The organism is Variovorax sp. OV700, from assembly GCF_900099805.1.
In the GTDB taxonomy this organism is placed as follows: Bacteria; Pseudomonadota; Gammaproteobacteria; order Burkholderiales; family Burkholderiaceae_C; genus Variovorax.
In genome coordinates this window covers 89975-116039 of record NZ_FNDR01000008.1, presented here as the reverse complement: position 1 = coordinate 116039, position 26065 = coordinate 89975, and the positions used below count along the sequence as shown (strand labels likewise).

Genomic DNA, 26065 nt, shown 5'->3' with positions numbered 1-26065 from the left:
TGGAATCGGAAATTCATCAAGGCGCCACGGTAGCGGCGTCTTTCCTTGGCTGCTCGCTGCGGGTAGCAGCCAGCGGCATGCCCTGCTCGATCAGCCCCGCATGCAATGCGGCGCCAAGCGGCAGGATCTCGTCATTGAAGTCGTAGCGGCTGTTGTGCAGGAAGGCGCCGTTCCTCGCGTCCTGGCCGATGCGCAGGTAGGCACCGGCCTTTTGCTGCAGCATGAATGAAAAATCTTCGGCGCCCATGCTGGGCTCCATGCTGCGGTCGACATTGGAAGCACCTACCAGCGACTCGGCCACATCGGCCGCGAACATCGCCTCGGGGGCGGTGTTGATAGTGGCCGGATAGATGCGCTCGTACTTGATGGTGGCGGTGGCGCCGAAGCCCGAGGCGATGGCCGTGCACAGCTCGGCGAGGCGCTGCTCGACCTGCGCCTGCACGCGGGCGCTGAAGGTGCGCACGGTGCCAACGAGCGTGGCCTCGCCCGGAATGACGCTCATCGCGCCCAGGTCGCCGGCCTGCACCGCGCAGATGCTGACGACGGCCGCGTCGATGGGCCGCACGCTGCGCGAGACGATGGTTTGCGCGGCCGTGATGATGTGCGCGGCCACCACGACCGGGTCGATAGTCTGGTAAGCATGGGCGCCATGCCCGCCCTTGCCCTTGATCTCGATGGTGACGCGGTCGGCCGCGGCCATCATGGCGCCGCGGTTGATGCCCACGGTGCCGGCCGGCATGCCGGGCCAGTTGTGCATCGCATAGACCGACTGCACCGGAAAGCGGTCGAACAATCCGTCTTCGATCATCACGCGCGCGCCGGCAAAACCTTCTTCGCCGGGCTGGAAGATCAGCACCGCGGTGCCGTCGAAGCTGCGCGTTTCGGCAAGGTAGCGCGCGGCACCGACCAGCATGGCGGTGTGGCCGTCGTGTCCGCAGCCGTGCATCAGGCCGTCGTTCGCGGAGCGCCAGCCGAAGTCGTTGTCTTCACGCATGGGGAGCGCATCCATGTCGGCGCGCAGGCCAATCATTCGCCTGCTGGCCGTGGACTTGCCGCGGATGACGCCCACCACGCCGGTCTTGCCGATGCCGTCGTGGATCTCGTCGACGCCGCAGGCACGCAGCGCCTCGCGCACGCGGCCGGCCGTGTAGATCTCTTCGAAACCGAGCTCGGGGTGGGCGTGCAGGTCACGGCGAAACGCCGTGATTTCCGGATAGAAGCTCGCGATGTGCGCAAACGCCCGTCCGGAGGCTTGCAATCGCGGTGCTGCGGTGGCAACCGTCATCTCAATGTCCTCCCGCCTTGCCGACTCGCAGCCTCGGGTCGACCACGAAATACAGCAGGTCGACCACGAGATTGATCACCACGAAGATCAAGGCAATGAGGCACAGGTACGCCGCCATCACCGGAACGTCGGCAAAGGTCACGGCCTGGATGAAGAGCAGCCCCATGCCGGGCCACTGGAACACCGACTCGGTGATGATGGCAAAGGCAATGAGGCCGCCGAGCTGCAGGCCAGTGATGGTCATCACCGGCACCAGCGTGTTCTTGAGCGCATGGCCGAAGTGAATGGCCCGGTTCGTGAGGCCGCGGGCGCGTGCAAACTTGATGTAGTCGGTGCGCAAGACTTCGAGCATCTCCGCACGCACCAGACGCATGATCAAGGTCAGCTGAAAGATCGCGAGCGTCACGGCCGGCAGGATGATGTGATGCCACCCGTCGGCCCGGAAAAGACCGCTGCTCCACCAGCCGAATTGCACCGTTTCTCCGCGCCCGAAACTCGGGAACCAGCCCAGCAGCACGGCAAATACGAGGATCAGCAGGATGCCGATCAAGAAGGTGGGAAGCGACACCCCGAGCAACGACACGGTCATGAACACCTGGCTAAGGAAAGTGCCGCGGCGCAGTGCGGTGTAGACGCCCATCGGGATGCCGATGAACAGGGCGAGCACGGCGGCCACGAGCGCGAGCTCGAGCGTGGCCGGAAAGCGCTCGCCGATGAGGCGCGAGACTTTCGCGCCCTGGCGCAGGCTCAGCCCGAATTCGCCTTGTGCGGCGTTGACGAGAAAGTGCCAGAACTGCACGAAGAAGGGCTGGTCGAGCCCCAATGCGGCGCGCAGATCGCGGATCTGCTCAGGCTTGGCGTCTTGGCCGAGCAGAAAGACGACGGGATCGCCTACATATTGAAAGAGAAGAAAGGCGATGAACGCGACCGCGATCATGACGATCACGGCTTGGATCAAGCGGCGCAGGACAAAGGCAATCATTCAACAAACAGAGTGAACCGGCATGCTAGCAGTGCAAGGTGCGTGCCCGCACGGGGGTTCCCCGGGGGTGCACGCCGATGGTGCGTATTACCTGAGCCGATGCACCAGCGACGCACCAAATAAAAAAGCCACTCGACTTTCGTCGAGTGGCTTTTTAGTCTTTCGATTCAAAGCTGGCTTAAGCCAGCCTCAAATTAGAAAGCGTGACGGATACCGAAGTCGTAGCCGGTCGAGCTCTTCGGGGTGAAGACGCTGTTGGCGATGAACGAAGGGCCGCCAACGGTGTAGGCTGCGCCGTTCTTGTTGCTGATGCGAGCGATCGTTGCGTACAGAGCCGTGCGCTTCGACAGGTTGTGCACGTAGCCCAGAGCCAGCTTGCTGGCCTTCGGGTCGGCAACTGCGGGTGCGAACAGCACTTCAGGAGCGTTGAAGTCGGTCTTGACACGCGAGTACGAAGCGCGGATCAGGCCAGCACCGACGGGCACGGTCACGCCCAGGAGGTAGCCGGTCAGGTCGACGTCAGCACGGCCGCCGAGGAACGGCTCGACTTCGTAGTCGATCTTGTTCTTGGCGCGCGACACTTCACCGAAGAGCTTCACGGGACCGAAGTCATACGAAGCGCCGAGGTTCAGCGTGTTGACCTTGGTCGTGGTGCCGACGTAGTACTGGTCGCCGATCGTGCTGCTGCCGTAGGAAGCTGCGACGTCCAGAGGACCGTTTGCGTAGCCGAAGCGGCCACCAATGTAACGGCCAGCGCGCGAGGTGTTCGCGGTGACAGGCGTAGCGGTGCCCGGATCGTACTTGGTCTTCTCGCTGAAAGCGTACTGCAGCTGGCCGTAGAAACCACCCAGGTTCGGCGGCAGGAAGTAGCCGATGCTGTTGCTGGAGCGCACGTAGTTGCTGTTGGCAACGTTGGTGAACGGAGCGGTCGAAGCAGCCGGGGTCAGGAAGTTGCCGAAGGCGGTGTTGGCCGTCGAAACCAGGTTCGTGCCCACGCCGTTGGTGCCGAACGGATCGAACACGGTGTCGTTCCAGAAGGTCGGGGTGTAGTCACGGCCGAGGCGGACTTCACCGAAACCACCCGACAGGCTCACGGTCGAACGACGAGCAAACGTCGCGATACCTTGCTGGCCGTCATCGTTGGAGATCGGGGCTTCGAGCCAGAAGCTGGCAGCCAGGCCACCGCCGAGGTCTTCCGTACCACGGAAGCCGATACGGCTGGAGTTGTAGCCCGAGTTCGCCAGTTCACGACGGCTGGTCTTGACCGAACCTTGGTTCAGGTAGAACGGGTTCAGGAGCGTGGCATTGTTCAGGTCACGCGAGGTGTTCGAGTAGCCGCTGATCGACGCGTCGACCACACCGAAGAGCGTGACGGACGACTGAGCCGAGGCAACACCGGCAACAGCCAGGGCAGCCAGAGCAACTAGAGATTTTTTCATTGCAAGTTTCTCCAAGGTTAAACATAGGGCTCCGGTGCGAAGGGCTCACTGTGACTGGCACTTTGTGCTCCCACCGGACCCCGGGCCAACCTCCTTTTGGGAAGTTGATGCTATTGCACCAGAGCCGCTGCGGCAGGGCAAAACAAATCGCCCGAAATGTCGGATGGTCCGTGCGTTTCGTTGCAGTCGTGCAACAAAGGGCTTGGGGGTCTTCACAAACCACAATGTGAAATGAAGCAAGTGTTTTCGCCTGGTCTTTTCACCATACGTTCAAATAGAGGCATGACTTCATCGCTCGATCCCGTCTTGTCCGCGGCGGATGCGGCATTGCGCACCCTTTTTGCCCGCCCGCATGCCACGCGCGCCATGCCTACCCCGCTTCAAGCACCCGGCGAGATGACCGACTCGGAGCGGCGTGAGGCCGGTGCGCTGATGCGGGTGAACCATGTGGGCGAGGTCTGTGCCCAGGCGCTTTACACCGCGCAGGCGGCGGTGGCGCGCGATCCCGTCCTCCGGAACCGCCTGCTCGAAGCCTCACATGAAGAGACAGACCACCTCGCCTGGACCCGCCAGCGGCTGGACGATCTCGGTGCGCGGCCCTCGGTCTTGAATCCGCTCTGGTATGCAGGCGCTTTCGGGCTGGGCCTGGTGGCTGGACGCCTGGGAGATCCGCTGAGCCTGGGCTTTGTCGCCGAAACCGAGCGCCAGGTGGAGGCTCACCTGGACAGCCATCTGGGCCGTCTGCCGCCTGCCGACAGCGCATCGAGGGCGGTGGTCGAACAGATGAAGGTCGATGAAGCACGGCATGCCGCGCAGGCTATCGACGCCGGTGCCGCGGAATTGCCGGCGCCGGCGAAGGCTCTGATGCGGTTCGCCTCCCGCGTGATGACTACGGTGGCGCACCGGATCTGAAGCCTTTCGGGGGTTCAGGTTTCGATCAGATCGAAGCTGGTGGTGATCTCGGCCGTCTTCGCGAGCATGATGCTGGCCGAGCAATAGGTTTCATGGCTCAGGGCGACGGCACGCTCGACGGCCGCCGCCGGAATGCCCTTGCCCGCCACGGTGAAGTGCATGTGGATCTTCGTGAAGACCTTGGGGTCCTTCTCGGCGCGTTCACTGGTCAGCTTGACGCTGCAGCGCTCCACGCGGTGGCGGCCACGCTTCAATATGAGGACCACGTCGTAGGCCGTGCAGCCACCGGTTCCGGCAAGCACTGTTTCCATGGGACGCGCGGCCAGGTTCTGTCCCCCGTTTTCCGGTTTTCCCGCGTCGGGCGCACCGTCCATCGTCAAGACATGGCCGCTGCCCGTTTCGGCCACAAAACCCATGGCCGAACGGGTGCCGGCGTCACCGGTCCAAGTTACTGTGCATTCCATTTTCGTCAGGTCCAATCAGGGTGTTCAGCAAAAAAAGTCGCTGAAATCAACTTGTGTGTGGGAAAAGTGTCACTTGCTTGTTGCAACGCAACAAACAGTCGATATACTTTATTTCATCGCGCACGAACATGTGCGCACCGGTTGTCTCCTCCACCCTTCCAATTGGTGGATTTAGCCCCGAGCTGCAAAGCTCGGGGCTTTTTTCTTGCCGGAACCGTTGAGAGCGCATGAAGGGTCGCAAGCTGGCCGATGGCTCTTATCATCGTCGGCTATCAAATGAACAATCCCCTGGAAAAATTCGTGCGCGACGCACCTGTTCCGGCGCTCACACCCGCCGACTACCTCAAGAAAATCCTGAACGCCCGCGTTTACGACGTGGCGGTCGAATCCGCGCTGGAGAAAGCCAACGCGCTCAGCGAGAGGCTCGGCAGCACCGTGTTGCTCAAGCGCGAAGACCAGCAACCGGTCTTCAGCTTCAAGCTGCGTGGCGCCTACAACAAGATGGCGCACCTCACGCCCGAGCAGCTCGCGAGTGGTGTCATCTGCGCATCGGCAGGCAATCACGCGCAAGGCGTGGCGCTGGGCGCTCGCAAGCTGGGTATGCGCGCCGTGGTGGTCATGCCAGTGACCACGCCTCGCCTCAAGATCGATGCGGTGCGTGGTTTCGGTGGCGAAGTGGTGCTGCATGGCGACAGCTATTCGGATGCTTATCTGCATGCGCTGGAACTGCAGGCGGAGCAGGGCCTGACCTTCGTGCATCCGTTCGACGATCCGGACGTGATCGCGGGCCAGGGCACCATCGCCATGGAAATCCTGCGCCAGCACCAGGGCCGGCTCGACGCGGTCTTCGTTGCAATCGGCGGCGGCGGGCTCATCTCGGGCGTGGCCAACTACATCAAGGCGGTGCGTCCGGAGATCAAGGTGATCGGCGTGCAGATGAACGACTCCGACGCGATGATGCAATCGGTGGCGGCTCGGCAGCGCGTGAGCCTGCCCGACGTCGGGCTGTTTTCAGACGGCACAGCCGTCAAGCTCGTGGGCGAAGAAACATTCCGCATTGCAAGCAACCTGGTCGACGAATACATCGCGGTCGATACCGATGCCGTCTGCGCGGCCATCAAGGACGTGTTCGTCGATACGCGCAGCATCGTCGAGCCGGCCGGCGCGCTCGCGGTGGCCGCCATCAAGCAGTACGTGGCCGGGCATGGTCGCCACGGCGAGACCTACGCAGCCATCCTGTGCGGGGCCAACATGAATTTCGATCGGCTGCGCTTCGTGGCCGAACGCGCGGAGGTCGGCGAGGAGCGCGAGGCGCTGTTCGCGGTGACCATTCCCGAAGAGCGCGGCAGCTTTCGCCGCTTCTGCGAACTGGTGGGCGAGATGCCGGCCATCGAATCGAAGGAAACCGACTCCACCGGCGGCGCGCCGCGCAACGTGACGGAGTTCAACTACCGCATCAGCGATGCGGCCAAGGCCCATGTGTTCGTGGGCTTGACCACGTCCACTCGCGGCGAATCGACCACCATCGCACAGACGTTCATTGCCCACGGTTTCGATGCGCTCGATCTCACGCACGACGAGCTAGCCAAGGAACATCTTCGGCATCTGGTGGGTGGGCGCACAGGTCTTGCCCATGACGAGCGGCTGCTGCGCTTCGTCTTTCCGGAGCGTCCGGGCGCGTTGCTCAAGTTTTTGAGCCTGATGCGGCCGAACTGGAACATCAGCCTCTTTCACTACCGCAACCAGGGCGCCGACTACGGCCGGATTCTGGTGGGGTTGCAGGTTCCTGCCAGCGATGCGGCGGCCTTCGACGCGTTCCTCGAAACGCTGGGCTACCCGTACGTCGAGGAAACGGCGAATCCTGCGTATCGCCTGTTCCTGCAGGCCTGACCGAGCGCCTGCCTGCGCAACTCGCCTCTACTGTGCGAGTTGGGCAGGGGGCTGCGGCGCAGGCGCCGGTGGAGGCATCTGCTGCGGCGGCGCAGCCGTATCGGAAGGCGGCGGCGCCACCACGGCGGGCACCGTGGCGGGAAACAGCCCGCTGGGCCGTGGCGAAGGCGTCATTCCCGCAGGCGCCGGGCTTCCGACGCTGATCGGCGCCCGCACTGGCAATTGCAGCGTGAACGCCGCCGGCCCCGCTGCGCTGGCGCCGAGCGTCGCCGTACGCACCCCCACCGACTGCAGCACATAGTTGTCGCCGACGCGCGAACCGACGCGGAACGGGCGCGGGGGCTTGCCGTCGATGGAGATCAGCGCCGCTCCCTGGTTGAACGGATCCGCCACCACGCCCGACAACGCAAAGCGGCTGGCGGCCTCCGGCATCGTGGGTGCCGCTTCCGATGCCGAAACCGCGCCGAGGAGGCGCGCCACCGCATCCGCGTCGGCCGAAACCGACGCCCGGGGCATCGTGGCCGCCGCGGCCACGGGCTGGGCCGGGCTCGCGAGCCGCAATCCCCAGAACACCGCCGCACCGGCGGCCAGCGCCCAGAGTCCCGTGGTTGCAACAGGGGCGTGCCAGCGCGCGGCGGAATAGGGACTTGTCATGGCCGCGGATTATCATGCAGCGCGCCTTCCGAACCATGTCATCCAAGCTATGAAAAAAATCCTTCGCGACGCCACCCGCACCGCCCAGCGCGGCTTCACGCTGATCGAATTGATGGTGGTTTTGGTCATCATCGGCGTGCTTGCCGCGCTGATCGTGCCGAACGTGATCGAGCGCGCGGACGACGCCCGCGTGACCGCCGCCAGGACCGACATCAACAACCTGATGCAGGCGCTCAAGCTCTATCGCCTGGACAACCAGCGCTACCCCACCGCCGAGCAAGGCCTGCAGGCGCTGCTCGTGCGGCCCACCGCCGGCCCGGCCGCGCCCAACTGGAAGCCGTACGTCGAAAAGCTGCCCAACGATCCGTGGGGTCATCCGTACCAATACATGAACCCGGGCATCAAGGGCGAAATCGACGTGCTATCGCTCGGCGCCGACGGCCAGGCCGGTGGCGAAGGCAAGAATGCCGACATCGGCAGCTGGCAGTAGGCGCACCGGCGGCTTCACGCTGCTCGAGCTGATCGTGGTGATCGCGATCATCGCGATGGCCACCGCCAGCGTGACCTTCGCGATGCGCGACAGCAGCGCGGCCCGGCTCGACCGCGAGGCCGACCGGCTGGCGGCGCTGCTCGAATCGGCGCGCGCCCAGTCGCGCGCAAGCGGCGTCGCAGTGCGATGGCGCCTGGTGGAAGGCGGCAGCTTCGTGTTCGAGGGCCTGCCGCCCGACGCCCTGCCCAACGGCTGGACCACCAGCGGCATCAGCGCCCAGGCCGCGCTGGCCAACGGCGCCCCGATTCCCGCCGTGCTGCTCGGGCCCGATCCGATCATTGCCGCGCAACAGATCGTCCTTTATTCCGAAGGGCCGCCCGCACGTTCGCTGCGTGTTGCCACCGATGGCTTGCGGCCGTTCGCCGTGAGCACGCCATGACAACGAACGCGCGCCGGTCGGCATGCGGCGGATTCACGCTGATCGAAGTGTTGATTGCGCTCGGCATCGTCGCGCTGGCGCTGGCGGCCGGGTCGCAGGCCACGATGTCGCTCACCCGCAATGCGCAGCGCCAGTCCGACCTGCTGCTGGCCGACCTGTGCGCAGAAAACGAACTCGCCAAGGCGCGGCTCGCGCGGCAAATGCCGGCCGTGGGCGATTCAGGCTCCATCTGCGTGCAGGCCGGCGTTTCTTTCAATGTCACCACCTCCACCATCGCCACGCTCAACCCGAACTTCCGGCGCGTCGACGTGCAGGTGCGCGATGAGGTCAACGCGCCGGTGCTGCGCATCTCGACCGTGGTGGGCCGCTTCTGATGCACCGCTTCGCGAGCCGGCGAACCCGCGGGGGTTTCACCCTGATCGAGCTGCTGGTGGCCATTGCCGTCATGGCGCTGCTGGCAATCATGAGCTGGCGCGGGCTGGACGCCATGTCGCGCGCCACCACGCAGAACCAGCAGCGCGCCGACGCCGTGCTGACACTGCAGACCACGCTGGCGCAATGGAGCGCGGACCTCGACGCCGTGACCGCGCTCGCGCAAACCCGACCCATCGACTGGAATGGTCGCGTGCTGCGGCTCACGCGCCGCAGCAGCGATGCGGCCGCACCCGCCATGCTGGTGGTGGCGTGGACGCTGCGCTCGGGAGTCGACGGCACCCGCTGGCGGCGCTGGCAGTCGCAGCCCTTCACCACGCGCGGCGAATGGCAGCAGGCCTGGAACATGGCCGCCTCTTGGGCGCAAGAAGGCGGCGGCGGAGAAACCGCCCTGATGCCGGTCGACGGCTGGCAGCTCTTCTATTTCCGCGAGAACACCTGGAGCCCGGCGGGCGAGCTGCCGAGCGGCACGTCCAACCCTGCGAACCCCGTCAACCCCACAGGCGCCATCGTGAACATGCCTGACGGCGTTCGCCTGGTGCTGAACCTGTCGCCCGGCGACGGGCTGGCGGGCGCCATTACACGCGACTGGGTCAAGCCGACGGTGGGAGCGCCGCGATCGTGACGGCACCTCTCCCTTTCTCTGCGAACCGCCCGCGTGCAAGCACCGGGCGCCAGTCCGGCGCTGCGCTGCTCGCGGCCATGCTGACCGTGATGCTGGTCGCCACTTTTTCCGCCGCCGCGCTGTGGCAGCAATGGCGCTCGTCCGAGGTCGAGGCCGCCGAGCGCGGACGCGTGCAGGCGGCGTGGGTGCTGGTCGGCGCGCTCGACTGGTCACGCCTGATCCTGCGCGAAGACGCCCTCACCGGCGGGCCCGACCACCTGGCCGAACCCTGGGCCGTGCCGCTCGCGGAAGCAAGGCTCGCCAGCTTTCTCTCGGCCGAGAAAAACGTGGCCAGCGACAACCTCGAAGGGCTGCCCGACGCCTTTCTGTCGGGCCGCATCGTCGATGCGCAATCCAAGCTCAACGTGCTGTCGCTGGTCGACGGCAACAAGCCGGTGCCCGCGAGCGTCGCCACCTTCACCAAGCTGTTCAACATCCTGGGCCTGCCAGCCTCGGAGCTCAGCGCGATGACCGCCTCGCTGGTGCGCGCGCTCGCCACCGGAACCGATGCTGCGGGCGGCGGCGATGCCGGCGCGGCGCCGCTGATGCCGCAGGAGGTTTCGCAGCTGGTGTGGCTCGGCCTTTCGCCCTCGACCGCGGCCGCCCTCGAGCCCTACGTGACGGTCCTTCCGGTGCGCACGCCGCTCAACATCAACACCGCGAGTGCCGAGGCCATCAGCGCCAGCCTGCCGTCGCTGAGCATCAGCGATGCGCGCCAGGTGGTGGAAAAACGCACCCGCTCGTTCTTCAAGCAGATCGCCGACGCCAACACCGCCCTTCCGAATGGCGGCACCCAGTTCAACGCCAACCAGCACAGCGTGAGCACCCAGTTCTTCGAGGTCTACGGCAAGCTGCGGCTCGACCGCACCTGGGTGGAAGAACGCTCGCTCCTGCAACGCGACGGCATTACTGTGAAGACGATCTGGCGCAATCGCGGGGCCGGCATGACCGCCCCTCCGGCTAAACCCTGAGTCGCGGCTTCTTCTACCAATTTATTGCACTCAAAAATCCTACGGCCCGCGTCGCATCTACGTCACACGCTACAAATAAAGTAGCACTCATCCAACAGACGCAACCCTACAATCACCCGCCCTTCCGAAATCGAAATGACACCGCTGCTGCTCATTGCCCCCCTCCCTCCGGCCGACACCGCCGGCGAGTACGACTGGGCCCAGGCAGGTGACGACGGCATCGCGTTGCGCGACCACGGCCGTGCGTTGCTCGCGCTGTTGCCGGCCAGCACGGAGGTCATGCTCGGCATTCCCGCGGCGGCGCTTTCCTGGCACCGGGTCACGCTGCCCAAGGGCAGCATGGGCAGCACCTCGAAACTGCGCGCCGTACTCGACGGCCTGCTCGAAGAGCAACTGCTCGACGAGCCCGAAGCCCTGCACTTCGCACTCGAACCCGAGGCCAAGGCCGGCGCGCCGGTCTGGGTGGCGGCCTGTAATCGCATCTGGCTACGCAGCCTCGTGCAGGGCCTCGAATCGACGGGGCGGCGCGTGGTGCGCATCGTTCCCGAATTCGCGCCGCAACCTGCCAACGGGCCACCGCTGATGCAGGTCACCGGCGAGGCCGAGGCGCCGCAGCTCACCGTGTGCGACGCCGATGGCGTGGTCTCGCTGCCGCTGGCCGGGGCCGGGCTGGCGCTTGCCGGCAGCCTGCCGCTCGACACCGCGGTCATCGCCGCCGAACCCGCCGTCGCCGAGGCCGCCGAGCATCTGCTCGAGCGCCGCCTGCCCATCGTGCAGGCACCGCAACGCTGGCTCCAGGCTGCGCGCTCGCCCTGGGAGCTCGCGCAGTTCGACCTCGCCGTCACGGGCCGCGCCCGCGCCGGCAAGAAATTCGCATCCGTCGTCCAGACGCTGCGCTATGCACCCGAGTGGCGCGCCGCGCGCTGGGGCGTCATCGCGCTGTTGCTCACGCAGCTGATCGGCCTCAACGCCTGGGCCTGGAAGGAGCGCAATGCACTCGAGGCCAAGCGGCAGGCCGTCAAGACCATGCTGACCCAGACCTTTCCCTCCGTGAAACTGGTGGTCGATGCGCCGGTGCAGATGGCGCGCGAAGTCGCGGCGCTTCAGCAGGCGGTGGGCGACGTCGCGGGCAGCGACTTCGAACCGATGATCGGCGCGCTCGCCACCAACCTCCCGCCTGGCCGCACGCCCAGCGCCATCGACTACAGCGCCGGGCAGCTGCGCCTGCGCGGCCTGGCCCTGCAGCCTTCGGAGCTCACGCGGCTTTCAGGCGCCATGGGGCCGCGCGGCTACAGCGTGCGCGCCGAAGGCGATCTGCTGCTGGTGCAGGCCGAGGTTTCGCGATGAACTTCGCCGAACCACTCCGGGCCCGCTGGGCTTCCCTCGATCTGCGCGAGCGGCGCATGGTCGCCATCGCGGCCGGTCTCGTCGTCCTCGCGCTGCTGTGGTGGATTGCGCTCGCCCCCGCACTGCGCACGCTGGCCGCGGCGCGGGCCGAACACGCACGGCTCGATGCCCAGCTGCAGCAGATGGCCACCTTGCAGAACCGCGCCAAGACGCTGCAGGCGCAACCCCGCCTCAATCGCGACGACGCGCTGCGCGGCCTCGAAACCTCGGTGCGCCAAAGCATGGGGAGCAATGCCCAGCTCATGACGGCCAGCGGCGACGGCGCTGCCACCGTCACGCTGCGCGCCGTGCCGGCCGATGCCCTGGCCCAATGGCTCGCGCAGGCGCGCGGCAATGCCCATGCCGTGCCGCGCGAAGCCCACTTGACCCGCGCGGCCACCGCTGCGCCACCGGCCGCGGGCAACAAGGACTCCGAACCCGCCAAGGTGCGCTGGGAGGGCACGCTGGTGATGGCGCTGCCCGCGGCCCGTTGAGCACGCCCACCATGGTGACGCGCCCTTCCCTTTCCGATCCGGCGCCCCGCCGCGGCTGGCGCTGGGCCCTGCTCGGCATCGCGGTTGGCGCGCTGCTCGCGCTCGTTCTGTTCGCACCGGCCCGGTGGCTGGCCGCGGCGCTGTCGAACTGGAGCCAGGGCCGCCTGCTGCTCGTCAACCCGCGCGGCACAGTCTGGAACGGCGCCGCGGCGGTGGTGCTCGCAAGCGGTGCCGGCGGCGCCGAGGCGGTGTCGCTGCCCGGATCGCTCAACTGGCGCATGCGGCCCACCTGGAGCGGCATGTTCGCGGTGCTCGACCTGCCCTGCTGCACGGCCCGGCCGCTCGAACTCAAGGCCAGCCCACGCGCGGACGGCATGCAGCTGCAATGGGGCGACGGCAGTTCGCGCTGGCCCGCCACCTTGCTGGCCGGCCTGGGCGCGCCCTGGAACACGCTCAAGCTCGAGGGCACGCTCGACCTTTCCACCAAGGCCCTGTCGATGCAGTGGGACGGCCCCGTGCTGCGCATTGCGGGCCAGGCGACGCTCGACGCCACCGACGTGTCGTCGAGCCTTTCGACCCTGAAGCCGATGGGCAGCTACCGCCTCACGCTCGAAGGCGGCAGCCGGCCGAGCCTGCTGCTGAGCACCCGCGAAGGCAGCCTGCAGCTGAACGGCAGCGGCAGCTGGAACGGCACCGCCTTTCGCTTCAACGGCGAAGCCAACGCCGCAGCCGGCCGCGAAGACGCACTTTCCAATTTGTTGAACATCATCGGGCGGCGCGAGAACGCGCGTTCGATCATCACCCTGGGTTGATCATGAAGAAGCCACTGACTTCGCACGGCAGCCGCCTCGGCATCGTTGCACTCGCAGCGCAGATGCTGATTGCCGCCACCTTCATGCAGGCCGTGCCGCCCGCGTTCGCACAAGCCGGCAGTCCCGATGCGCCGCGCCGGGGCGAGCCCATCACGCTCAACTTCGCCAACGCCGACATCGAGGCCGTGGCCCGCACCATGGCCGTGGTCACCGGCCGCGACGTGGTGGTCGATCCGCGCGTCAAGGGCACGATGAACCTCGTCACCGACCGCGCCATCGCCCCTGCCGCCGCGTTCAACCAGTTCGCCTCCGCACTGCGCCTGCAGGGCTTTGCGGTGGTGGAGGCCGAGGGGCTCTACAAGGTGGTGCCCGAAGCGGACGCCAAGCTCCAGACCCAGACCGTCAACACCGCCACGCCCAGCGCAGGCTCCGTGGGTGGCAACCAGATCGTCACACAGATCTTCAGGCTCAATTACGAGTCGCCCAACAGCCTGCTGCCGGTGCTGCGCCCGCTCATTCCGCCCAACAACACCATCAACGTGAACCCGGGCAACAACTCGCTCGTGATCACCGACTACGCGGACAACATGCGCCGGCTGGCGCGCATCATCGCGGCGCTCGACGTGCCCAATGCGTCGGACATCGAGGTGATCCCGCTCAAGCACTCGGTCGCCACCGACATGCTGCCGCTGATCACGCGGCTGGTGGACGGCAGCGGTTCGGGCGCAACTCCGGGCGCCGCCGCGCCGGGCGCGGCCGACGCGTCGTTCCGCACCACTTTGCTGGCCGATCCACGCAGCAACGCTCTCATCCTGCGCGCGGCCAATCCGGCGCGGGCCTCGCTGGTGCGCACGCTGGTCGAGAAACTCGACCGCGCCCCGGCCGAGAGCAGCAACGGCGCGGCGGGCAACATCTACGTGGTCTATCTGAAAAACGCCGACGCGGTGCGCCTCGCGGCCACGCTGCGCGCCGCCATGGCCGCGAACCAATTGCCCGGCATCCCGGGCACGCCGGGGGCCGCGGGCGGCGTCGGTCAGGCGCAGCAGCAACAGTCCAACATCCCGCAGACCATGCAGCAGGCCAGCCTCGGCGGACAGAGCGGCTCGGCCGCCGCCAACGCGCCGTTGAACAATGCCAACCAGCCCTCGACCGGTGGCCAGATCCAGGCCGATCCGTCGACCAATTCGCTCATCATCACGGCGCCCGAGCCGCAGTACCGGCAGATGCGCGCGGTGATCGACAAGCTCGACGGCCGGCGCGCCCAGGTCATGATCGAGGCACTGATCGTCGAGGTCAGCGCCAAGAAGGCCGCCAACTTCGGCGTCCAGTGGCAGAGCGCCCTCGGCAACAACGCGGTCATCGGCACCAACTCGAGCCTGGCCAGCGCCAACATCCTCGCGCTGACGCAGGCCCTGGCCACGCGCGACGTGGCCAACGTGCGGCCATCGACGGGCCTTAATCTCGGCATTGCCGGCAAGATCGGCGGGCAGTACATCCTGGGCGCCATCGCCAACTTCTTCAACAGCGACGGCGATGCCAACGTGCTCTCCACGCCCAACCTGCTGACGCTGGACAACGAAGAAGCCAAGATCGTCATCGGCCAGAACGTGCCCTTCGTCACTGGCCAGTACGCCAGCACCTCCGGATCGGTGGGCATCAACCCGTTCACCACGGTGGAGCGCAAGGACGTCGGCCTCACGCTGCGCGTGCGCCCGACCATCAACGAGAACGGCACCGTGAAGATGACCATCTTCCAGGAGACCTCGACGGTCGACCAGAACACGGTCAACAACCCCAACGGCCCGACCACCAACAAGCGTTCGATCGAGTCCAGCGTGCTGGTGGAAGACGGCGGCCTGGTGATGCTCGGCGGCCTGCTCTCGGACGACTACAACAACACGATCGAGAAGGTGCCCCTGGCCGGCGACATTCCGGTGTTCGGCAACCTGTTCAAGAACGAAGTGCGCTCGCGCACCAAGAGCAACCTGATGATGTTCCTGCGCCCAGCGGTCATGCGCGACGGCGCCTCGGCCGAAGCGTTTTCGTACGACCGCTACGACGAGATCCGCGGCATGCAGCAGCGCGCGCAGCCGAACACCGACAACATCATGCTGCGCGGTGTGGGCTCCGCCCCTGTGCTGCCGGAAGCACCGGCGCCGCGTTCGGCCGATCGCACGAGCAGCAGCAATAGCAACAGCAGCGAGCGCATCCAGGGCACGCAGCTCATTCCGCCGCCGCGCCCGCCGGCCGACCCGCGCGCCCTGCGCCCGAGCCCGCTGCGCGGCGCCTTGCCGCCCACGGCCGACCCGACCACCTCGCGCGAACTGCCCTGACCCGCCCATGCGCCATCCCTTGCCCTACGCGTTCGCACGCAGCCAGCAACTGCTGCTCGAGGAAGCCGACGACGGCCGCTACACCCTGTGGATGTCGAGCCATCCCTCGCGCAGCGCACTCGGCGAGGTCACGCGCAAGTACGGCGTGCAGACTTTCGAGGTGCTGGCCGACGGCCCGCTGGCGCAGCGCATCAGTGCCGCCTATGCACAGGGCGAATCGAGCGCAGCCGCGGTGGTGAGCGAAGTGCAGAGCGACGCCGACCTCTCGCGCATGATGCAGGAGCTGCCGGCCGTCGAAGACCTGCTGGAAAGCGCCGGCGATGCACCCATCATCCGCATGCTCAATGCGCTGCTCACGCAGGCCGCGCGCGACGGCGCGAGCGACATTCACATCGAGCCCTACGAGCGCACCTCGTCCGTGCGTTTTCGCATCGACGGCACGCTGCGCGAAGTGGTGCAGCCCAACCGGGCGCTGCATGCCGCGCTGATCTCGCGCCTGAAGATCATGGCCGACCTCGACATCTCCGAGAAGCGGCTGCCGCAGGACGGCCGCATCAGCCTTCGCATCGGCACGCGCGCGGTGGACGTGCGCGTTTCGACGCTTCCCAGCGCCCACGGCGAACGTGCGGTGCTGCGCCTTCTGGACAAGACCGAATCGAAGCTCACGCTCGAATCGGTCGGCATGCAGGGCGACACGCTCCAGCGCTTCGAGCGCCTCATTGCGCAGCCGCACGGCATCATCCTGGTGACCGGCCCCACCGGCTCGGGCAAGACCACCACGCTGTATGCCGCGCTGGCCCGGCTCGACGCGGGCCGCAGCAACATCATGACGGTGGAAGACCCCATCGAATACGAGCTGCCTGGCGTGGGCCAGACGCAGATCAATGCCAAGATCGAGCTCACCTTCGCGAAGGCCTTGCGCGCCATCCTGCGGCAAGACCCGGACGTGATCATGATCGGCGAAATCCGCGACTTTGAAACCGCGCAGATCGCCATCCAGGCCTCGCTCACCGGCCACCTCGTGCTGGCGACGCTGCACACCAACGACTCGGTCAGCGCCGTCACGCGACTGACCGACATGGGCGTGGAGCCCTTCCTGCTGAGCTCGTCGCTGCTGGGCGTGCTCGCGCAGCGCCTGGTGCGCAAGGTCTGCACCAGCTGCGGCGGCGCCGGCTGCGAGGCCTGCGGCCAGACCGGCTACCAGGGCCGCACCGGCATCTTCGAGCTGCTGGTGGCCAACGACGAAGTACAGGCGCTCATCCATGGCAAGGCCGCCGAGAGCAAGCTCTTCGAAGCCGGCGCGCGAGGCGGACTGCGTTCCATGCGCGAAGACGGCGAACGGCTGGTGCAGGCCGGCATCACCTCGCGTGCCGAGCTGTTGCGGGTCACTCGCGAATAGGCAATCCTTTCGCTTCGCCATGCCCGCCTATTCCTTCGAAGCCATCGATGCCAGCGGCCAGTCGCGCGAAGGCGTGCTCGAGGCCGACACCGCGCGCAGCGCGCGCAGCCTGCTGCGCGCACAGGCGCTCATTCCGCTGTCCGTCACGCCAGTCGGCAGCAGCCACGTCAACGGTACCGGCACCGGCAACGGCGGCCTGCGCCGGTGGCTCGGCGGCGGCGCCAGGATTTTCAGCTCGACCGGTCTCGCGGTGTGGACGCGCCAGCTCGCGGGCCTCGTATCCTCCGGCCTGCCGCTCGAACGCGCATTGACTGCGCTCACCGACGAGGCCGAGACCGAGCCGCAGCGCAACCTCGTCGCATCGCTGCGTGCCGAAGTCAATGCGGGCTCGCCGTTTGCACGCGCACTCGCGGCTCACCCCCGCGAGTTCTCGCCCATCTACACCGCGGTGATCGGCGCGGGCGAGCAAAGCGGCAACCTCGGCCTCGTGCTCGACCGGCTCGCCGACGACCTCGAAGAACGGCAGGCGCTGCAACAAAAGCTCGTCGGCGCCGCGCTCTACCCGGCCATCGTCACTCTCGTGGCGATCGTGATCGTGATCTTCCTCGTGAGCTATGTGGTGCCGCAGGTGGCGCAGGTGTTCGCGGGCACCAAGCGGTCGCTGCCCTTTCTCACCACGGTGATGCTGTCGCTGAGCGCCGCGGTGCGCAACTACGGGTGGTGGATGCTGGGCGGCGTGGTGTTTGCCGCCATTGCCGTGCGGCTCGCGCTGGCGCAAGAGGCTTTCCGGCTGAAGTTCGATGCGGCCTGGCTCAAGCTGCCGCTGGTCGGCAAGCTCGCGCGCGGCTACAACGCGGCGCGTTTTGCCAGCACGCTGGCCATGCTCGCCACGGCCGGCGTGCCGATCCTGCGCGCGCTGCAGGCGGCCTCCGAAACCCTGGGCAACCGCGCCATGCGCGCGGATGCGCTCGATGCACTGGTGCTGGTGCGCGAAGGCGCGCCGCTGGCTTCGGCGCTGGCGCAGAAAAAACGCTTCCCGGGACTGGTCTCGATGTTCGCGCGTCTGGGCGAGCAGACCGGCACGCTGCCGCTGATGCTGCAGCGCGCGGCCAACCAGCTGGGCGCCGAAGTGCAGCGCCGCGCGATGCACCTGGCGACCATTCTCGAACCCTTGCTGATCGTGGCCATGGGCGGCGTGGTGATGCTCATTGTGCTGGCGGTGATGCTGCCTATCATCCAGCTGAACCAGTTCGTCAAGTAACGCCGCCGCCAGGAAGCACCGCACCTCATGCCCGTCACGCTCGAAGACAAACTCGTGGTCGCGATCTCGTCGCGCGCGCTCTTCAACCTCGAAGAAGAAAACAGGATCTTCGAGGCCGGCGACAACGAGGGCTACATGAAGCTGCAGCTCGACCGCATCAACGTGCCGGCCGCGCCGGGCATCGCGTACTCGCTGATCCGCAAGCTGCTGCGCTTCAACGACGACGGCGTGCAGCGCGTCGAGGTGGTGATCCTCTCGCGCAACGACCCGGTCTCCGGCATGCGCATCTTCCGCTCCAGCGCGGCGGCCGACATCAAACTGCAGCGCGGCGTGTTCACACAAGGCCGCCCGCCCTTCGGCTACCTGCGCCCGCTGCGCGCGCACCTGTTCCTGTCGGTCAACGCAGAGGATGTGCGCGAGGCCCTGGTCGCGGGCTTTCCGGCCGCGCGTGTGCTGGTCGAATCGGTAAAAGCCAGCGATGCCTGGCCCAACGAAGTGCGCATTGCCTTCGACGGCGATGCGGTTCTGTTCTCTGATGAAGCCGAACGCGTGTTCCAGGCGCAAGGGCTCGACGCTTTCCAGGCCCACGAACTCAGCAAGGCCGACCTGCCCCTGCCCGAAGGCCCGTTCAAACCTTTGCTGACCGCGCTGCATCGCCTGCAGATGGCCGGCAATGCGCAGATGCGCATACGCACCGCGCTGGTTACTGCGCGCAGCGCGCCCGCGCACGAGCGCGCGATCCGCACACTCATGAAGTGGAACATCCGCGTGGACGAAGCCATGTTCCTCGGCGGCCTGCCCAAGGGCGAATTTCTGCGCGAATTCGAGCCCGATTTCTTCTTCGACGACCAGACGGGCCACGTCGACGCCGCGGCACGCCACGTGCCTGCCGGCCACGTTTCCAGCGGCATCAGCAACGAGCATTGAGCCTCGTCGAGGGCGGGCACCTTCGCAGTGCTTCCCTCCTGGCGCCTGCGGCGCCTTTGCCTTGTCATCGCTCGTTCACGGCGATGTAACGGGTTCTCCCTAGTCTTGTGCCTGTCCGGTGCGCGGTGCCTTCGTGGCGCCATTTTTTTGCGCATCCGCGTGCCGACACGCGACAACTCCAAGGAACCCACCATGCGACTTTCATCCCTGCCCGTGCGGCTCGTGCCCGCACTGGTCCTGGCCTCTGCCCTTTCCGCCTGCGGTGGCGGCGATGGTGGTGGTGGCTTTTCCGGTTTCCTGCCCGGTGCGGCGGCTCCGACCTCGACCACGCCCACCGCGCCGCCGCCGGACACCAGCGTCAAGCCCGAGATGCGCTGCGCGCCCTGAACACCACGAAACGTCAGAACAACACCATGACCTCACGCCGCAAATTCCTTGCAAGCACCGCCACCACCGGTGCCGCCGCGCTCGCCATCGCCGCCTTTCCGCCGAGCATCCGCCGCGCGCTCGCCATTCCGGCCAACAACAAGACCGGCACCATCCAGGACGTCGAGCACATCGTCATCCTGATGCAGGAAAACCGCTCGTTCGACCATTACTTCGGCACGCTCATGGGCGTGCGCGGCTTCGGCGACCGCTTCACCATTCCGCTGCCCAAGGGCCGCAGCGTCTGGCAGCAGGGCGATGCCACGGGCAACCCGGTTCTGCCCTACCACCTGGACAGCCGCAAGGGCAACGCACAGCGCGTGAGCGGTACGCCGCACTCGTGGAGCGACGGCCAGAATGCGTGGGACGGCGGACGCACCTACCAGTGGCCGCGCTACAAGACCAATGCGGCCATGGGCTACTACAAGGAGGCCGAGCTGCCCTTCCAGTTCGCGCTTGCCAACGCGTTCACCTTGTGCGACGGCTATCACTGCAGCATGCACACCGGCACCAATTCGAACCGCATGTTCCTCTGGACCGGCACCAACGGCCCCACCGGGGCGAACGTGGCGTCGGTCAACAACGAGTGGGACTCGATCGACAGCTCGGCCAAGGGCTTCGAGTGGAAGACCTACCCGGAGCGGCTGCAGGAAGCCAAGGTGAGCTGGATCGTCTACCAGAACATGCCCGAGAACTTCGGCGACAACCCGCTGGCCGGCTTCAAGCAATACCGGCTCGCCAACGAGGCTTCGGGCAAGCCCGTGAGCAACGACGTCGCCTCGCCGGCCTACGACCCGGCCAGCGACGATGCCGGCAATCCGCTCTACAAGGGCATTGCCAACACCATGCCCGACGGCGGATTTCTCGAGCAGTTCCGCCAGGACATCAAGAAGGGCAAGCTGCCGCAGGTGTCGTGGATCATCGCGCCGGCCACCTACTCCGAGCACCCCGGCCCGTCGAGCCCGGTGCAGGGAGCCTGGTACATCCAGGAGACGCTGGACGCGCTCACTGCCGTACCCGACGTATGGAGCAAGACCGTGCTCTTCATCGACTTCGACGAGAACGACGGCTACTTCGACCACTACCCGTCACCTGCGGCGCCATCGCTCAACGCCGACGGCACGGCCGCCGGCAAGACCACGCTGCCCGCATCGGACGTTGCCTTCGAGCGCTTCAACCATCCGAACCCGCCGGGCACCACCGACCAGCCCGCGCCCGACGGCCGCGTGTACGGCCCGGGCGTGCGCGTGCCGATGTACGTGGTGTCGCCCTGGAGCCGCGGCGGCTGGGTCAACTCGCAGGCCTTCGACCACACCTCGGTCATTCGCTTCATCGAATCGCGCTTCGGCGTGATGGAGCCCAACATCGGCGCCTTCCGCCGCGCGGTGTGCGGCGACCTCACGAGCGCCTTCAACTTTGCCAACCCCAACAGCGAGGCGCTGCCCACGCTGGCGGGCCGCAAGAGCAAGGCCGAGGCCGACCAGCTGCGCGCGTCCCAGGAAGCGCTGGCCCAGGTTGCGCTGCCGCTCGATCCGCAGCTGCCGCGGCAGGCGACGGGCACGCGACCCTCGCGCGCGCTGCCCTACGAGCTGCACACCAGCGCGCGCGCCGACAGCATCGGCGGCAAGGTGCAGCTGCTGTTCGCCAACACCGGCAAGGCGGCGGCCGTGTTCCACGTCTACGACAAGCTCAACCTCGACCGCTTGCCGCGCCGCTACATGGTGGAGCCCGGCAAGACGCTCGACGACACGTGGAACGCGGCGACCGACAACAGCGGTTTCTACGACCTCTGGGTGCTCGGTCCCAACGGCTTTCACCGCCACTTCAAAGGCGACCTCAACCGGCTGCGCGCGGGCGATGCTGCCACGCCAGAGGTGCGCGTGTGCTACGACATCGCCAACGGCAACGTGTACCTGGAGATGCTCAACGGCGGCAAGAGTGCCTGCAAGTTCACCGTGCGTGCCAAGGCCTACCGAAGCGACGGCCCGTGGACTGCGACCGTGCAGGGCGGCGCCAAGGCCGAGCTGCACTGGGACTTGGCATCGAGCGGCGCGTGGTACGACTTCGAAGTGGCCTGCGATGCCGACGCGGGCTATGCGCGCCGCTTTGCCGGCCGGGTGGAAACCGGCAGGCACACGGTGAGCGATCCGGCGATGGGCCTGGCCGATCTCTGACCGCGCTATGCCGCGGCGGTGCGAAGCTGAAGATGCCGAACCCTGAACAGCAGCATCGCCGCGATGCTCACGTTCAGCAGGTTCCATCCGATGCCGTTCAGGAACGCCGCGTGGTAGCTGCCGGTCAGGTCGAACACCTTGCCCGACGTCCAGCCGCCCAGCGCCATGCCGAAGAGCGTGAACATCAGCACCGTGCCCACGCGCGCGCCAGCCTCGGCGGGCGGAAAGTGTTCGCGCACGATGATCGCGTAAGACGGCACGATGCCGCCCTGGAACAGCCCGAACAGCGCCGAGATCACGTAGAGCGGAACGAGGCCGTCGAAGGGAAGGAACAGCAGCAGCGCCACGCATTGCAGCACGCCGCCCAGGAGCAGAGTTCGCAGTCCGCCGATGCGGTCGCAGATGGCGCCCGACACCAGCCGGCTCACCACGCCGAAAGCCAGCATCAGCGACAGCATCTGCGCGCCGCGCGCAGCCCCATAGCCCAGGTCGCTGCAATAAGCCACGATGTGCACCTGCGGCATCGACATGGCCACGCAGCAGGCGACGCCGGCCACGCACAACAGACCTTGCGCCGTGCCCATGCTGAGGCCGAATGGCCGCGTCATGTCGCGCTTGCGCACTGCGCCTACCCCCATGGCAGGCGCCGAACCAGCGGGCTCGACAGCGATGCCCGGCGGCCGGGCGCGCATGAAGAGCGCAAGCGCCGCCATCGCCAGGCCGCAGAACACACCCATGCCGATGTAGGTCTGCCGCCAGCCCACGGTCTCGATGAAATGCTGCGCGATGGGTGGCCAGATGGCACCGGCAACATAGTTGCCGCTTGCGCACACCGCCACCGCAATGCCACGCCGCTTCACGAACCAGAGCGAGGTGTCGGCCACCAGCGGCGCAAAGGCAGCCGCGCTGCCGAGCAGGCCGACCAGCACCGCCTGCGCCACGGTGAAGGCCACGATGCCGTCGGCCATGCCGCAGGCGACATACCCAAGGCCCAGGCTGACGGCACCGCCCAGCAGAGGCCACATCACGCCGAAGCGATCGGCCAGGCGCCCCATCAGCACACCGCCGATGCCGAAGCCCAGCATCAGCAGCGTGTACGGCAGCGATGCGTCGGCACGGGCAACGCCGAACTCGGCCTGCACGGCCGGCAGCATTACCGACACCACGTACATGCCGCTGCTGCCGACCGTCATGATCAGCAGGGTGAGGCCGAGCCGCAGCATCGCATAGCGCGAATCCGGCTGGTGGTCGGGGCGAGGCATTGCCTTCATTTTCTGGATGGCGCGCGGTATGCGCAGAGAGTGTCTCCGCGTCGAGGATAACTCCCGCACCAGAAACGCAACGCCCCACCGCGCCGCACCGGACGCGGAGGCCTGCCAGACGCGCAGAGCGTCAAAGCGACTGCAATGCGTGAACCGCCGAAGCCTTCGGCAGCGGGCCGCCGGGCTTGGGCTTTTCGTTGCAGCCGGCGGCCAGGAGGCCGAGGCAGAACAGAAGAACAAGGGTTGCGCTTCTCATGTCGCGCAGGCTACGCCTGGGTGGGCGCAGGTCAAGTCGGACGCGGCGCCGTTCTGGCAGGAGGTGGCGCGACAGCCAGAGCCTGCGATAGTGCACCGCAGCGGCCGTTTCAGCGCCGCTTAAGGTTGGCTCTCGCGGGCGGGCTACGATGCACGCGATGCGCCGTCCGGCGCGCTTCGCTCCACCTCATCGCCATGGCCACTGACTCCCGCATTGCCCAGACCTTCTCGACCCTGCGGCGCATCGCTGCGCTCGCCGCCCCCTACTTCCGCTCCGAAGAAAAATGGCGGGCGCGGACCATGCTGATAGGCATCGTTGCGCTCAATCTCGCCTACGTCTATGCACTGGTGCTTTTCAACCAGTGGTACGGGCGCTTCTACGACGCCTTGCAGAATAAGGACGCAGGCATCTTCTGGCGCGAGGTGGGCGTGTTCGGCTGGCTCGCGTTCGCCAACATCGCGATCCAGGTGCTCAAGTTCTATGTCACCCAACTGCTGGAACTGCGCTGGCGTGCCTGGATGACGCGCAGCTACCTGTCGCGCTGGATGGCCGACCGCACCTTCTACCACCTGGAACTGGCGCGCTACGCGCAGGACGACGGCCGCACGCCGGACAACCCTGACCAGCGCATCCAGGAGGACATGCAGATGTTCACCGACTCCACGATGACGCTGTCGATGGGACTGCTGAATGCCGTCGTCACGCTCGTGAGCTTCGTGGGCATTCTCTGGGGGCTGTCGGGCAACTTCGATTTCACGCTGGGTGGAACCACCTACCAGGTCGCGGGCGCGATGGTCTGGCTGGCGGTGGTGTATTGCGTGGTCGGCACGGTCATCACGCACTTCATCGGCCGCCCGCTGATCGGGCTCAACTTTCGCCAGCAGCGCTTCGAAGCCGATTTCCGGCACCACCTGGTGCGCGTGCGCGAGTACAGCGAGGCCATTGCGCTCGACCACGGCGAAAAGGTCGAGCGAGGCCAACTCGACCTGCGCTTTGGCGCAGTGCTGCGCAACTACCTGCAGCTCATCAAGCAGCAGAAGAACCTGGTGACCTTCACCGCCTTCTTCGGACAGGCCGCGGTGATCTTTCCGTTCATAGTGGCCGCTCCGCGCTTTTTCAGCGGCGCGATCCAGCTCGGTCAGCTGATGCAGATCTCGTCGGCCTTCGGCAAGGTGCAGGATTCACTCAGCTGGTTCGTCGACAACTACGACCGCGTGGCCGTCTGGCGCGCCACCACCGACCGGCTCACCAGCTTCGACGACGCGATGCGCGCCCATGCGGCCCGAGCCCAGCAACTCGATCGCGATGGCGCCGCGCCGGCGCTGCAGACCGGCGACCTCGCCGTGGCATTGCCTAACGGCACACCGCTTCTGGCGGGCGCGGCGCTGGCAGTGAAGCCCGGCGACAGCGTGCTGCTGCAAGGCCCTTCGGGCAGCGGCAAGTCGACCCTGTTCCGCACCTTTGCCGGCATCTGGCCGTTTGCGCGCGGCCACGTGAAGGTGCCGGAAGGCGCGGTGTTCATGCCGCAGCGGCCCTACGTGCCGGACGGCACCCTGCGCAATGCACTGGCCTACCCCAATCCGGCCGAGAACTACAGCGATACCGAGCTGCGCCAGGCCCTCGTCGACGCGCTGCTGCCCGACCTGGTGAACAGGCTCGACGACAGCGACGTCTGGAGCCAGAAGCTCTCGGGTGGCGAGCAGCAGCGCCTGTCCATTGCGCGCGTGCTGCTGAAAAAACCGTCATGGCTCTTTGCCGATGAGATCACCAGCGCACTCGATGCCGAGGCCGAGGGCGTGCTCTACAAGCGGCTCTCCGACCGGGTGAAGGCCGCGGGCGGTGCCATGGTGTCGATTGCGCACCGCGCGGCGGTGGGCGACTTCCACAATCAGCGCTGGACACTGGTGCCCCAGGCCGACGATGCACCGGCCGGCAGCGCGCGCTACCGGCTCGAAACCTCGGTCTCCCCAGCCGCTGCCTAGGCGCGGGACGCGTAGCGCTCCCAGCCCTTCTTGCGCAGGTCGCAGGCGGGGCACTCGCCGCAGCCATAGCCCCAGGCCTGGCGATGTTCGCGGTCGCCGAGATAGCAGGTGTGGGTTTCCTCGACGATGAGGTCGACCAGCGGCTCGCCGCCCAGGCGCTCGGCCATCTGCCAGGTCTCGGCCTTGTCGATCCACATCAGCGGCGTCTCGATGACCAGACGACGCTCCAGGCCCAGCGACAGTGCGAGCTGCATCGCCTTCATGGTGTCATCGCGGCAGTCGGGGTAGCCGGAAAAGTCGGTCTCGCAGACGCCGGTGACGATCACCTGCAGGCCGCGCCGGTAGGCCAGTGCGCCGGCCAGGGTCAGAAACAGCAGATTGCGTCCGGGCACGAAGGTGTTGGGCAGGCCGTCGGCCTGCATTTCAAAGGCCACCTCTTCCGTCAGCGAGGAGCCGCCGAGCTGGGCGAGTGCCGCCAGCGTGAGCACGTGGTCTTCGCCCAGGCGCGGCGCCCAGTCGGGAAAGCGCTCGCGCATTTTCGAGAGGATGGTGCCGCGCACGTCGAGTTCGACGCGGTGCCGCTGGCCATAGTCGAAACCCAGCGTCTCGACGCGCTGGTACTTCGAAAGCGCATCCGCGAGGCAGGTGGTCGAGTCCTGGCCACCGGAAAACAGGACGAGGGCGGTGGTGTGCAGGGGCATGTCGCTTCAACGGGGGGCCGTTGCCGGTTC

The 26065-nt window shown here is 66.9% G+C and carries 24 protein-coding genes; 17 read left to right on the top strand and 7 right to left on the bottom strand.

The genetic code is table 11. The features are described 5' to 3' along the window. Window positions 1-16: 16 nt before the first annotated feature. The 3 genes from BLR24_RS19285 to BLR24_RS19275 form a co-directional block, all read right to left on the bottom strand. Complete coding sequence (locus BLR24_RS19285; RefSeq protein WP_093019801.1) at window positions 17-1285, bottom strand: M20 aminoacylase family protein; 1269 nt, start codon at window positions 1283-1285, stop codon at window positions 17-19. Window position 1286: 1 nt separating this feature from the next. After that, a complete protein-coding gene (locus BLR24_RS19280) occupies window positions 1287-2267 on the bottom strand; it encodes an ABC transporter permease (RefSeq protein ID WP_028259794.1) in 981 nt (326 codons plus the stop codon). Between the two features lie 194 nt (window positions 2268-2461). Continuing rightward, window positions 2462-3706 carry a porin gene (locus BLR24_RS19275; protein WP_093019799.1) on the bottom strand — a complete coding sequence of 415 codons (1245 nt, stop codon included), beginning with the start codon at window positions 3704-3706 and terminating at the stop codon, window positions 2462-2464. Window positions 3707-3988: 282 nt separating this feature from the next. Between BLR24_RS19275 and coq7 the strand changes: the two genes are divergently transcribed. Then, window positions 3989-4618 (top strand): 2-polyprenyl-3-methyl-6-methoxy-1,4-benzoquinone monooxygenase, encoded by a 630-nt coding sequence (gene coq7, locus BLR24_RS19270; RefSeq protein ID WP_093019797.1) that lies wholly within the window; start codon window positions 3989-3991, stop codon window positions 4616-4618. Window positions 4619-4632: 14 nt separating this feature from the next. Here the strand turns inward: coq7 and BLR24_RS19265 are convergent, their stop codons facing one another. Continuing rightward, a complete protein-coding gene (locus BLR24_RS19265; RefSeq protein ID WP_093019795.1) occupies window positions 4633-5082 on the bottom strand; it encodes an OsmC family protein in 450 nt (149 codons plus the stop codon). Between the two features lie 276 nt (window positions 5083-5358). On the opposite strand from BLR24_RS19265, the gene ilvA reads away from it, so the two are divergent. Continuing rightward, a complete protein-coding gene (ilvA, locus tag BLR24_RS19260) occupies window positions 5359-6972 on the top strand; it encodes a threonine ammonia-lyase, biosynthetic (protein ID WP_093019793.1) in 1614 nt (537 codons plus the stop codon). Between the two features lie 27 nt (window positions 6973-6999). On the opposite strand, the gene BLR24_RS19255 is transcribed toward ilvA, so the two are convergent. Then, a complete protein-coding gene (locus tag BLR24_RS19255; RefSeq protein ID WP_093019791.1) occupies window positions 7000-7626 on the bottom strand; it encodes a type II secretion system protein N in 627 nt (208 codons plus the stop codon). Window positions 7627-7675: 49 nt separating this feature from the next. Between BLR24_RS19255 and gspG the strand changes: the two genes are divergently transcribed. The 14 genes from gspG (at window position 7676) to BLR24_RS19185 (ending at window position 21834) form a co-directional block, all read left to right on the top strand. Then, window positions 7676-8116, top strand: coding sequence for a type II secretion system major pseudopilin GspG (gene gspG / locus BLR24_RS19250; RefSeq protein ID WP_093019789.1), 441 nt, complete (start codon window positions 7676-7678; stop codon window positions 8114-8116). Beyond that, a complete protein-coding gene (locus BLR24_RS19245; RefSeq protein ID WP_093019787.1) occupies window positions 8091-8555 on the top strand; it encodes a GspH/FimT family pseudopilin in 465 nt (154 codons plus the stop codon). Before gspG ends, BLR24_RS19245 begins: the two co-directional genes overlap by 26 nt. After that, a complete protein-coding gene (gspI, locus tag BLR24_RS19240) occupies window positions 8552-8929 on the top strand; it encodes a type II secretion system minor pseudopilin GspI (protein WP_093019785.1) in 378 nt (125 codons plus the stop codon). Before BLR24_RS19245 ends, gspI begins: the two co-directional genes overlap by 4 nt. Continuing rightward, on the top strand, window positions 8929-9612 hold the full coding sequence (locus BLR24_RS19235) for a PulJ/GspJ family protein (RefSeq protein ID WP_093019782.1): 684 nt from the start codon (window positions 8929-8931) through the stop codon (window positions 9610-9612). The genes gspI and BLR24_RS19235 overlap by 1 nt, the downstream gene beginning before the upstream one ends. Further along, entirely contained in the window at window positions 9609-10622 is a 1014-nt protein-coding gene (gspK, locus tag BLR24_RS19230; RefSeq protein WP_093019780.1) for a type II secretion system minor pseudopilin GspK, read from the top strand. The genes BLR24_RS19235 and gspK overlap by 4 nt, the downstream gene beginning before the upstream one ends. A gap of 135 nt (window positions 10623-10757) precedes the next feature. Next, window positions 10758-11969 (top strand): type II secretion system protein GspL, encoded by a 1212-nt coding sequence (gene gspL, locus BLR24_RS19225; RefSeq protein WP_093019778.1) that lies wholly within the window; start codon window positions 10758-10760, stop codon window positions 11967-11969. Continuing rightward, on the top strand, window positions 11966-12502 hold the full coding sequence (gene gspM, locus BLR24_RS19220) for a type II secretion system protein GspM (protein WP_093019776.1): 537 nt from the start codon (window positions 11966-11968) through the stop codon (window positions 12500-12502). The genes gspL and gspM overlap by 4 nt, the downstream gene beginning before the upstream one ends. 11 nt (window positions 12503-12513) lie before the next feature. Then, entirely contained in the window at window positions 12514-13314 is an 801-nt protein-coding gene (gspN, locus tag BLR24_RS19215; RefSeq protein WP_093020178.1) for a type II secretion system protein N, read from the top strand. 2 nt (window positions 13315-13316) lie between these two features. Then, window positions 13317-15647, top strand: coding sequence for a type II secretion system secretin GspD (gene gspD, locus BLR24_RS19210; RefSeq protein ID WP_093019774.1), 2331 nt, complete (start codon window positions 13317-13319; stop codon window positions 15645-15647). Window positions 15648-15654: 7 nt separating this feature from the next. Further along, window positions 15655-17046, top strand: coding sequence for a GspE/PulE family protein (locus BLR24_RS19205; protein WP_093019772.1), 1392 nt, complete (start codon window positions 15655-15657; stop codon window positions 17044-17046). A 19-nt stretch (window positions 17047-17065) separates the two neighbouring features. Next, window positions 17066-18307, top strand: coding sequence for a type II secretion system inner membrane protein GspF (gene gspF, locus BLR24_RS19200; protein WP_093019769.1), 1242 nt, complete (start codon window positions 17066-17068; stop codon window positions 18305-18307). Window positions 18308-18334: 27 nt separating this feature from the next. Further along, the gene (locus BLR24_RS19195; protein WP_093019767.1) at window positions 18335-19234 is read left to right on the top strand and encodes a 5'-nucleotidase; all 900 of its coding nucleotides are present in this window, start codon (window positions 18335-18337) and stop codon (window positions 19232-19234) included. 192 nt (window positions 19235-19426) lie between these two features. Beyond that, window positions 19427-19621, top strand: coding sequence for a hypothetical protein (locus BLR24_RS19190; RefSeq protein ID WP_093020176.1), 195 nt, complete (start codon window positions 19427-19429; stop codon window positions 19619-19621). A gap of 26 nt (window positions 19622-19647) precedes the next feature. After that, a complete protein-coding gene (locus BLR24_RS19185) occupies window positions 19648-21834 on the top strand; it encodes a phosphocholine-specific phospholipase C (protein ID WP_093019765.1) in 2187 nt (728 codons plus the stop codon). A 5-nt stretch (window positions 21835-21839) separates the two neighbouring features. On the opposite strand, the gene BLR24_RS19180 is transcribed toward BLR24_RS19185, so the two are convergent. Then, window positions 21840-23096 carry an MFS transporter gene (locus BLR24_RS19180; RefSeq protein ID WP_175543307.1) on the bottom strand — a complete coding sequence of 419 codons (1257 nt, stop codon included), beginning with the start codon at window positions 23094-23096 and terminating at the stop codon, window positions 21840-21842. Window positions 23097-23546: 450 nt separating this feature from the next. Between BLR24_RS19180 and BLR24_RS19175 the strand changes: the two genes are divergently transcribed. Then, window positions 23547-25334 carry an ABC transporter ATP-binding protein/permease gene (locus BLR24_RS19175; protein WP_093019761.1) on the top strand — a complete coding sequence of 596 codons (1788 nt, stop codon included), beginning with the start codon at window positions 23547-23549 and terminating at the stop codon, window positions 25332-25334. On the opposite strand, the gene queC is transcribed toward BLR24_RS19175, so the two are convergent. Next, window positions 25331-26035 carry a 7-cyano-7-deazaguanine synthase QueC gene (gene queC, locus BLR24_RS19170; protein ID WP_093019759.1) on the bottom strand — a complete coding sequence of 235 codons (705 nt, stop codon included), beginning with the start codon at window positions 26033-26035 and terminating at the stop codon, window positions 25331-25333. The two genes, BLR24_RS19175 and queC, sit on opposite strands and share 4 nt — an antisense overlap. Between the last annotated feature and the right edge of the window lie 30 nt (window positions 26036-26065).

Bases quoted from the DNA above. Each gene is read 5' to 3' on its own strand.
- BLR24_RS19205 (WP_093019772.1), top strand. From the start codon at position 15,655: ATGCGCCATCCCTTGCCCTACGCGTTCGCACGCAGCCAGCAACTGCTG.
- queC (WP_093019759.1), bottom strand. From the start codon at position 26,035: ATGCCCCTGCACACCACCGCCCTCGTCCTGTTTTCCGGTGGCCAGGAC.
- coq7 (WP_093019797.1), top strand. From the start codon at position 3,989: ATGACTTCATCGCTCGATCCCGTCTTGTCCGCGGCGGATGCGGCATTG.
- BLR24_RS19180 (WP_175543307.1), bottom strand. From the start codon at position 23,096: ATGCCTCGCCCCGACCACCAGCCGGATTCGCGCTATGCGATGCTGCGG.
- gspL (WP_093019778.1), top strand. From the start codon at position 10,758: ATGACACCGCTGCTGCTCATTGCCCCCCTCCCTCCGGCCGACACCGCC.
- gspD (WP_093019774.1), top strand. From the start codon at position 13,317: ATGAAGAAGCCACTGACTTCGCACGGCAGCCGCCTCGGCATCGTTGCA.
- gspM (WP_093019776.1), top strand. From the start codon at position 11,966: ATGAACTTCGCCGAACCACTCCGGGCCCGCTGGGCTTCCCTCGATCTG.
- gspN (WP_093020178.1), top strand. From the start codon at position 12,514: ATGGTGACGCGCCCTTCCCTTTCCGATCCGGCGCCCCGCCGCGGCTGG.
- BLR24_RS19195 (WP_093019767.1), top strand. From the start codon at position 18,335: ATGCCCGTCACGCTCGAAGACAAACTCGTGGTCGCGATCTCGTCGCGC.
- BLR24_RS19265 (WP_093019795.1), bottom strand. From the start codon at position 5,082: ATGGAATGCACAGTAACTTGGACCGGTGACGCCGGCACCCGTTCGGCC.
- BLR24_RS19285 (WP_093019801.1), bottom strand. From the start codon at position 1,285: ATGACGGTTGCCACCGCAGCACCGCGATTGCAAGCCTCCGGACGGGCG.
- gspF (WP_093019769.1), top strand. From the start codon at position 17,066: ATGCCCGCCTATTCCTTCGAAGCCATCGATGCCAGCGGCCAGTCGCGC.
- BLR24_RS19255 (WP_093019791.1), bottom strand. From the start codon at position 7,626: ATGACAAGTCCCTATTCCGCCGCGCGCTGGCACGCCCCTGTTGCAACC.
- gspG (WP_093019789.1), top strand. From the start codon at position 7,676: ATGAAAAAAATCCTTCGCGACGCCACCCGCACCGCCCAGCGCGGCTTC.
- ilvA (WP_093019793.1), top strand. From the start codon at position 5,359: ATGAACAATCCCCTGGAAAAATTCGTGCGCGACGCACCTGTTCCGGCG.
- gspI (WP_093019785.1), top strand. From the start codon at position 8,552: ATGACAACGAACGCGCGCCGGTCGGCATGCGGCGGATTCACGCTGATC.
- BLR24_RS19275 (WP_093019799.1), bottom strand. From the start codon at position 3,706: ATGAAAAAATCTCTAGTTGCTCTGGCTGCCCTGGCTGTTGCCGGTGTT.
- BLR24_RS19185 (WP_093019765.1), top strand. From the start codon at position 19,648: ATGACCTCACGCCGCAAATTCCTTGCAAGCACCGCCACCACCGGTGCC.
- BLR24_RS19280 (WP_028259794.1), bottom strand. From the start codon at position 2,267: ATGATTGCCTTTGTCCTGCGCCGCTTGATCCAAGCCGTGATCGTCATG.
- BLR24_RS19235 (WP_093019782.1), top strand. From the start codon at position 8,929: ATGCACCGCTTCGCGAGCCGGCGAACCCGCGGGGGTTTCACCCTGATC.
- BLR24_RS19190 (WP_093020176.1), top strand. From the start codon at position 19,427: ATGCGACTTTCATCCCTGCCCGTGCGGCTCGTGCCCGCACTGGTCCTG.
- BLR24_RS19175 (WP_093019761.1), top strand. From the start codon at position 23,547: ATGGCCACTGACTCCCGCATTGCCCAGACCTTCTCGACCCTGCGGCGC.
- BLR24_RS19245 (WP_093019787.1), top strand. From the start codon at position 8,091: ATGCCGACATCGGCAGCTGGCAGTAGGCGCACCGGCGGCTTCACGCTG.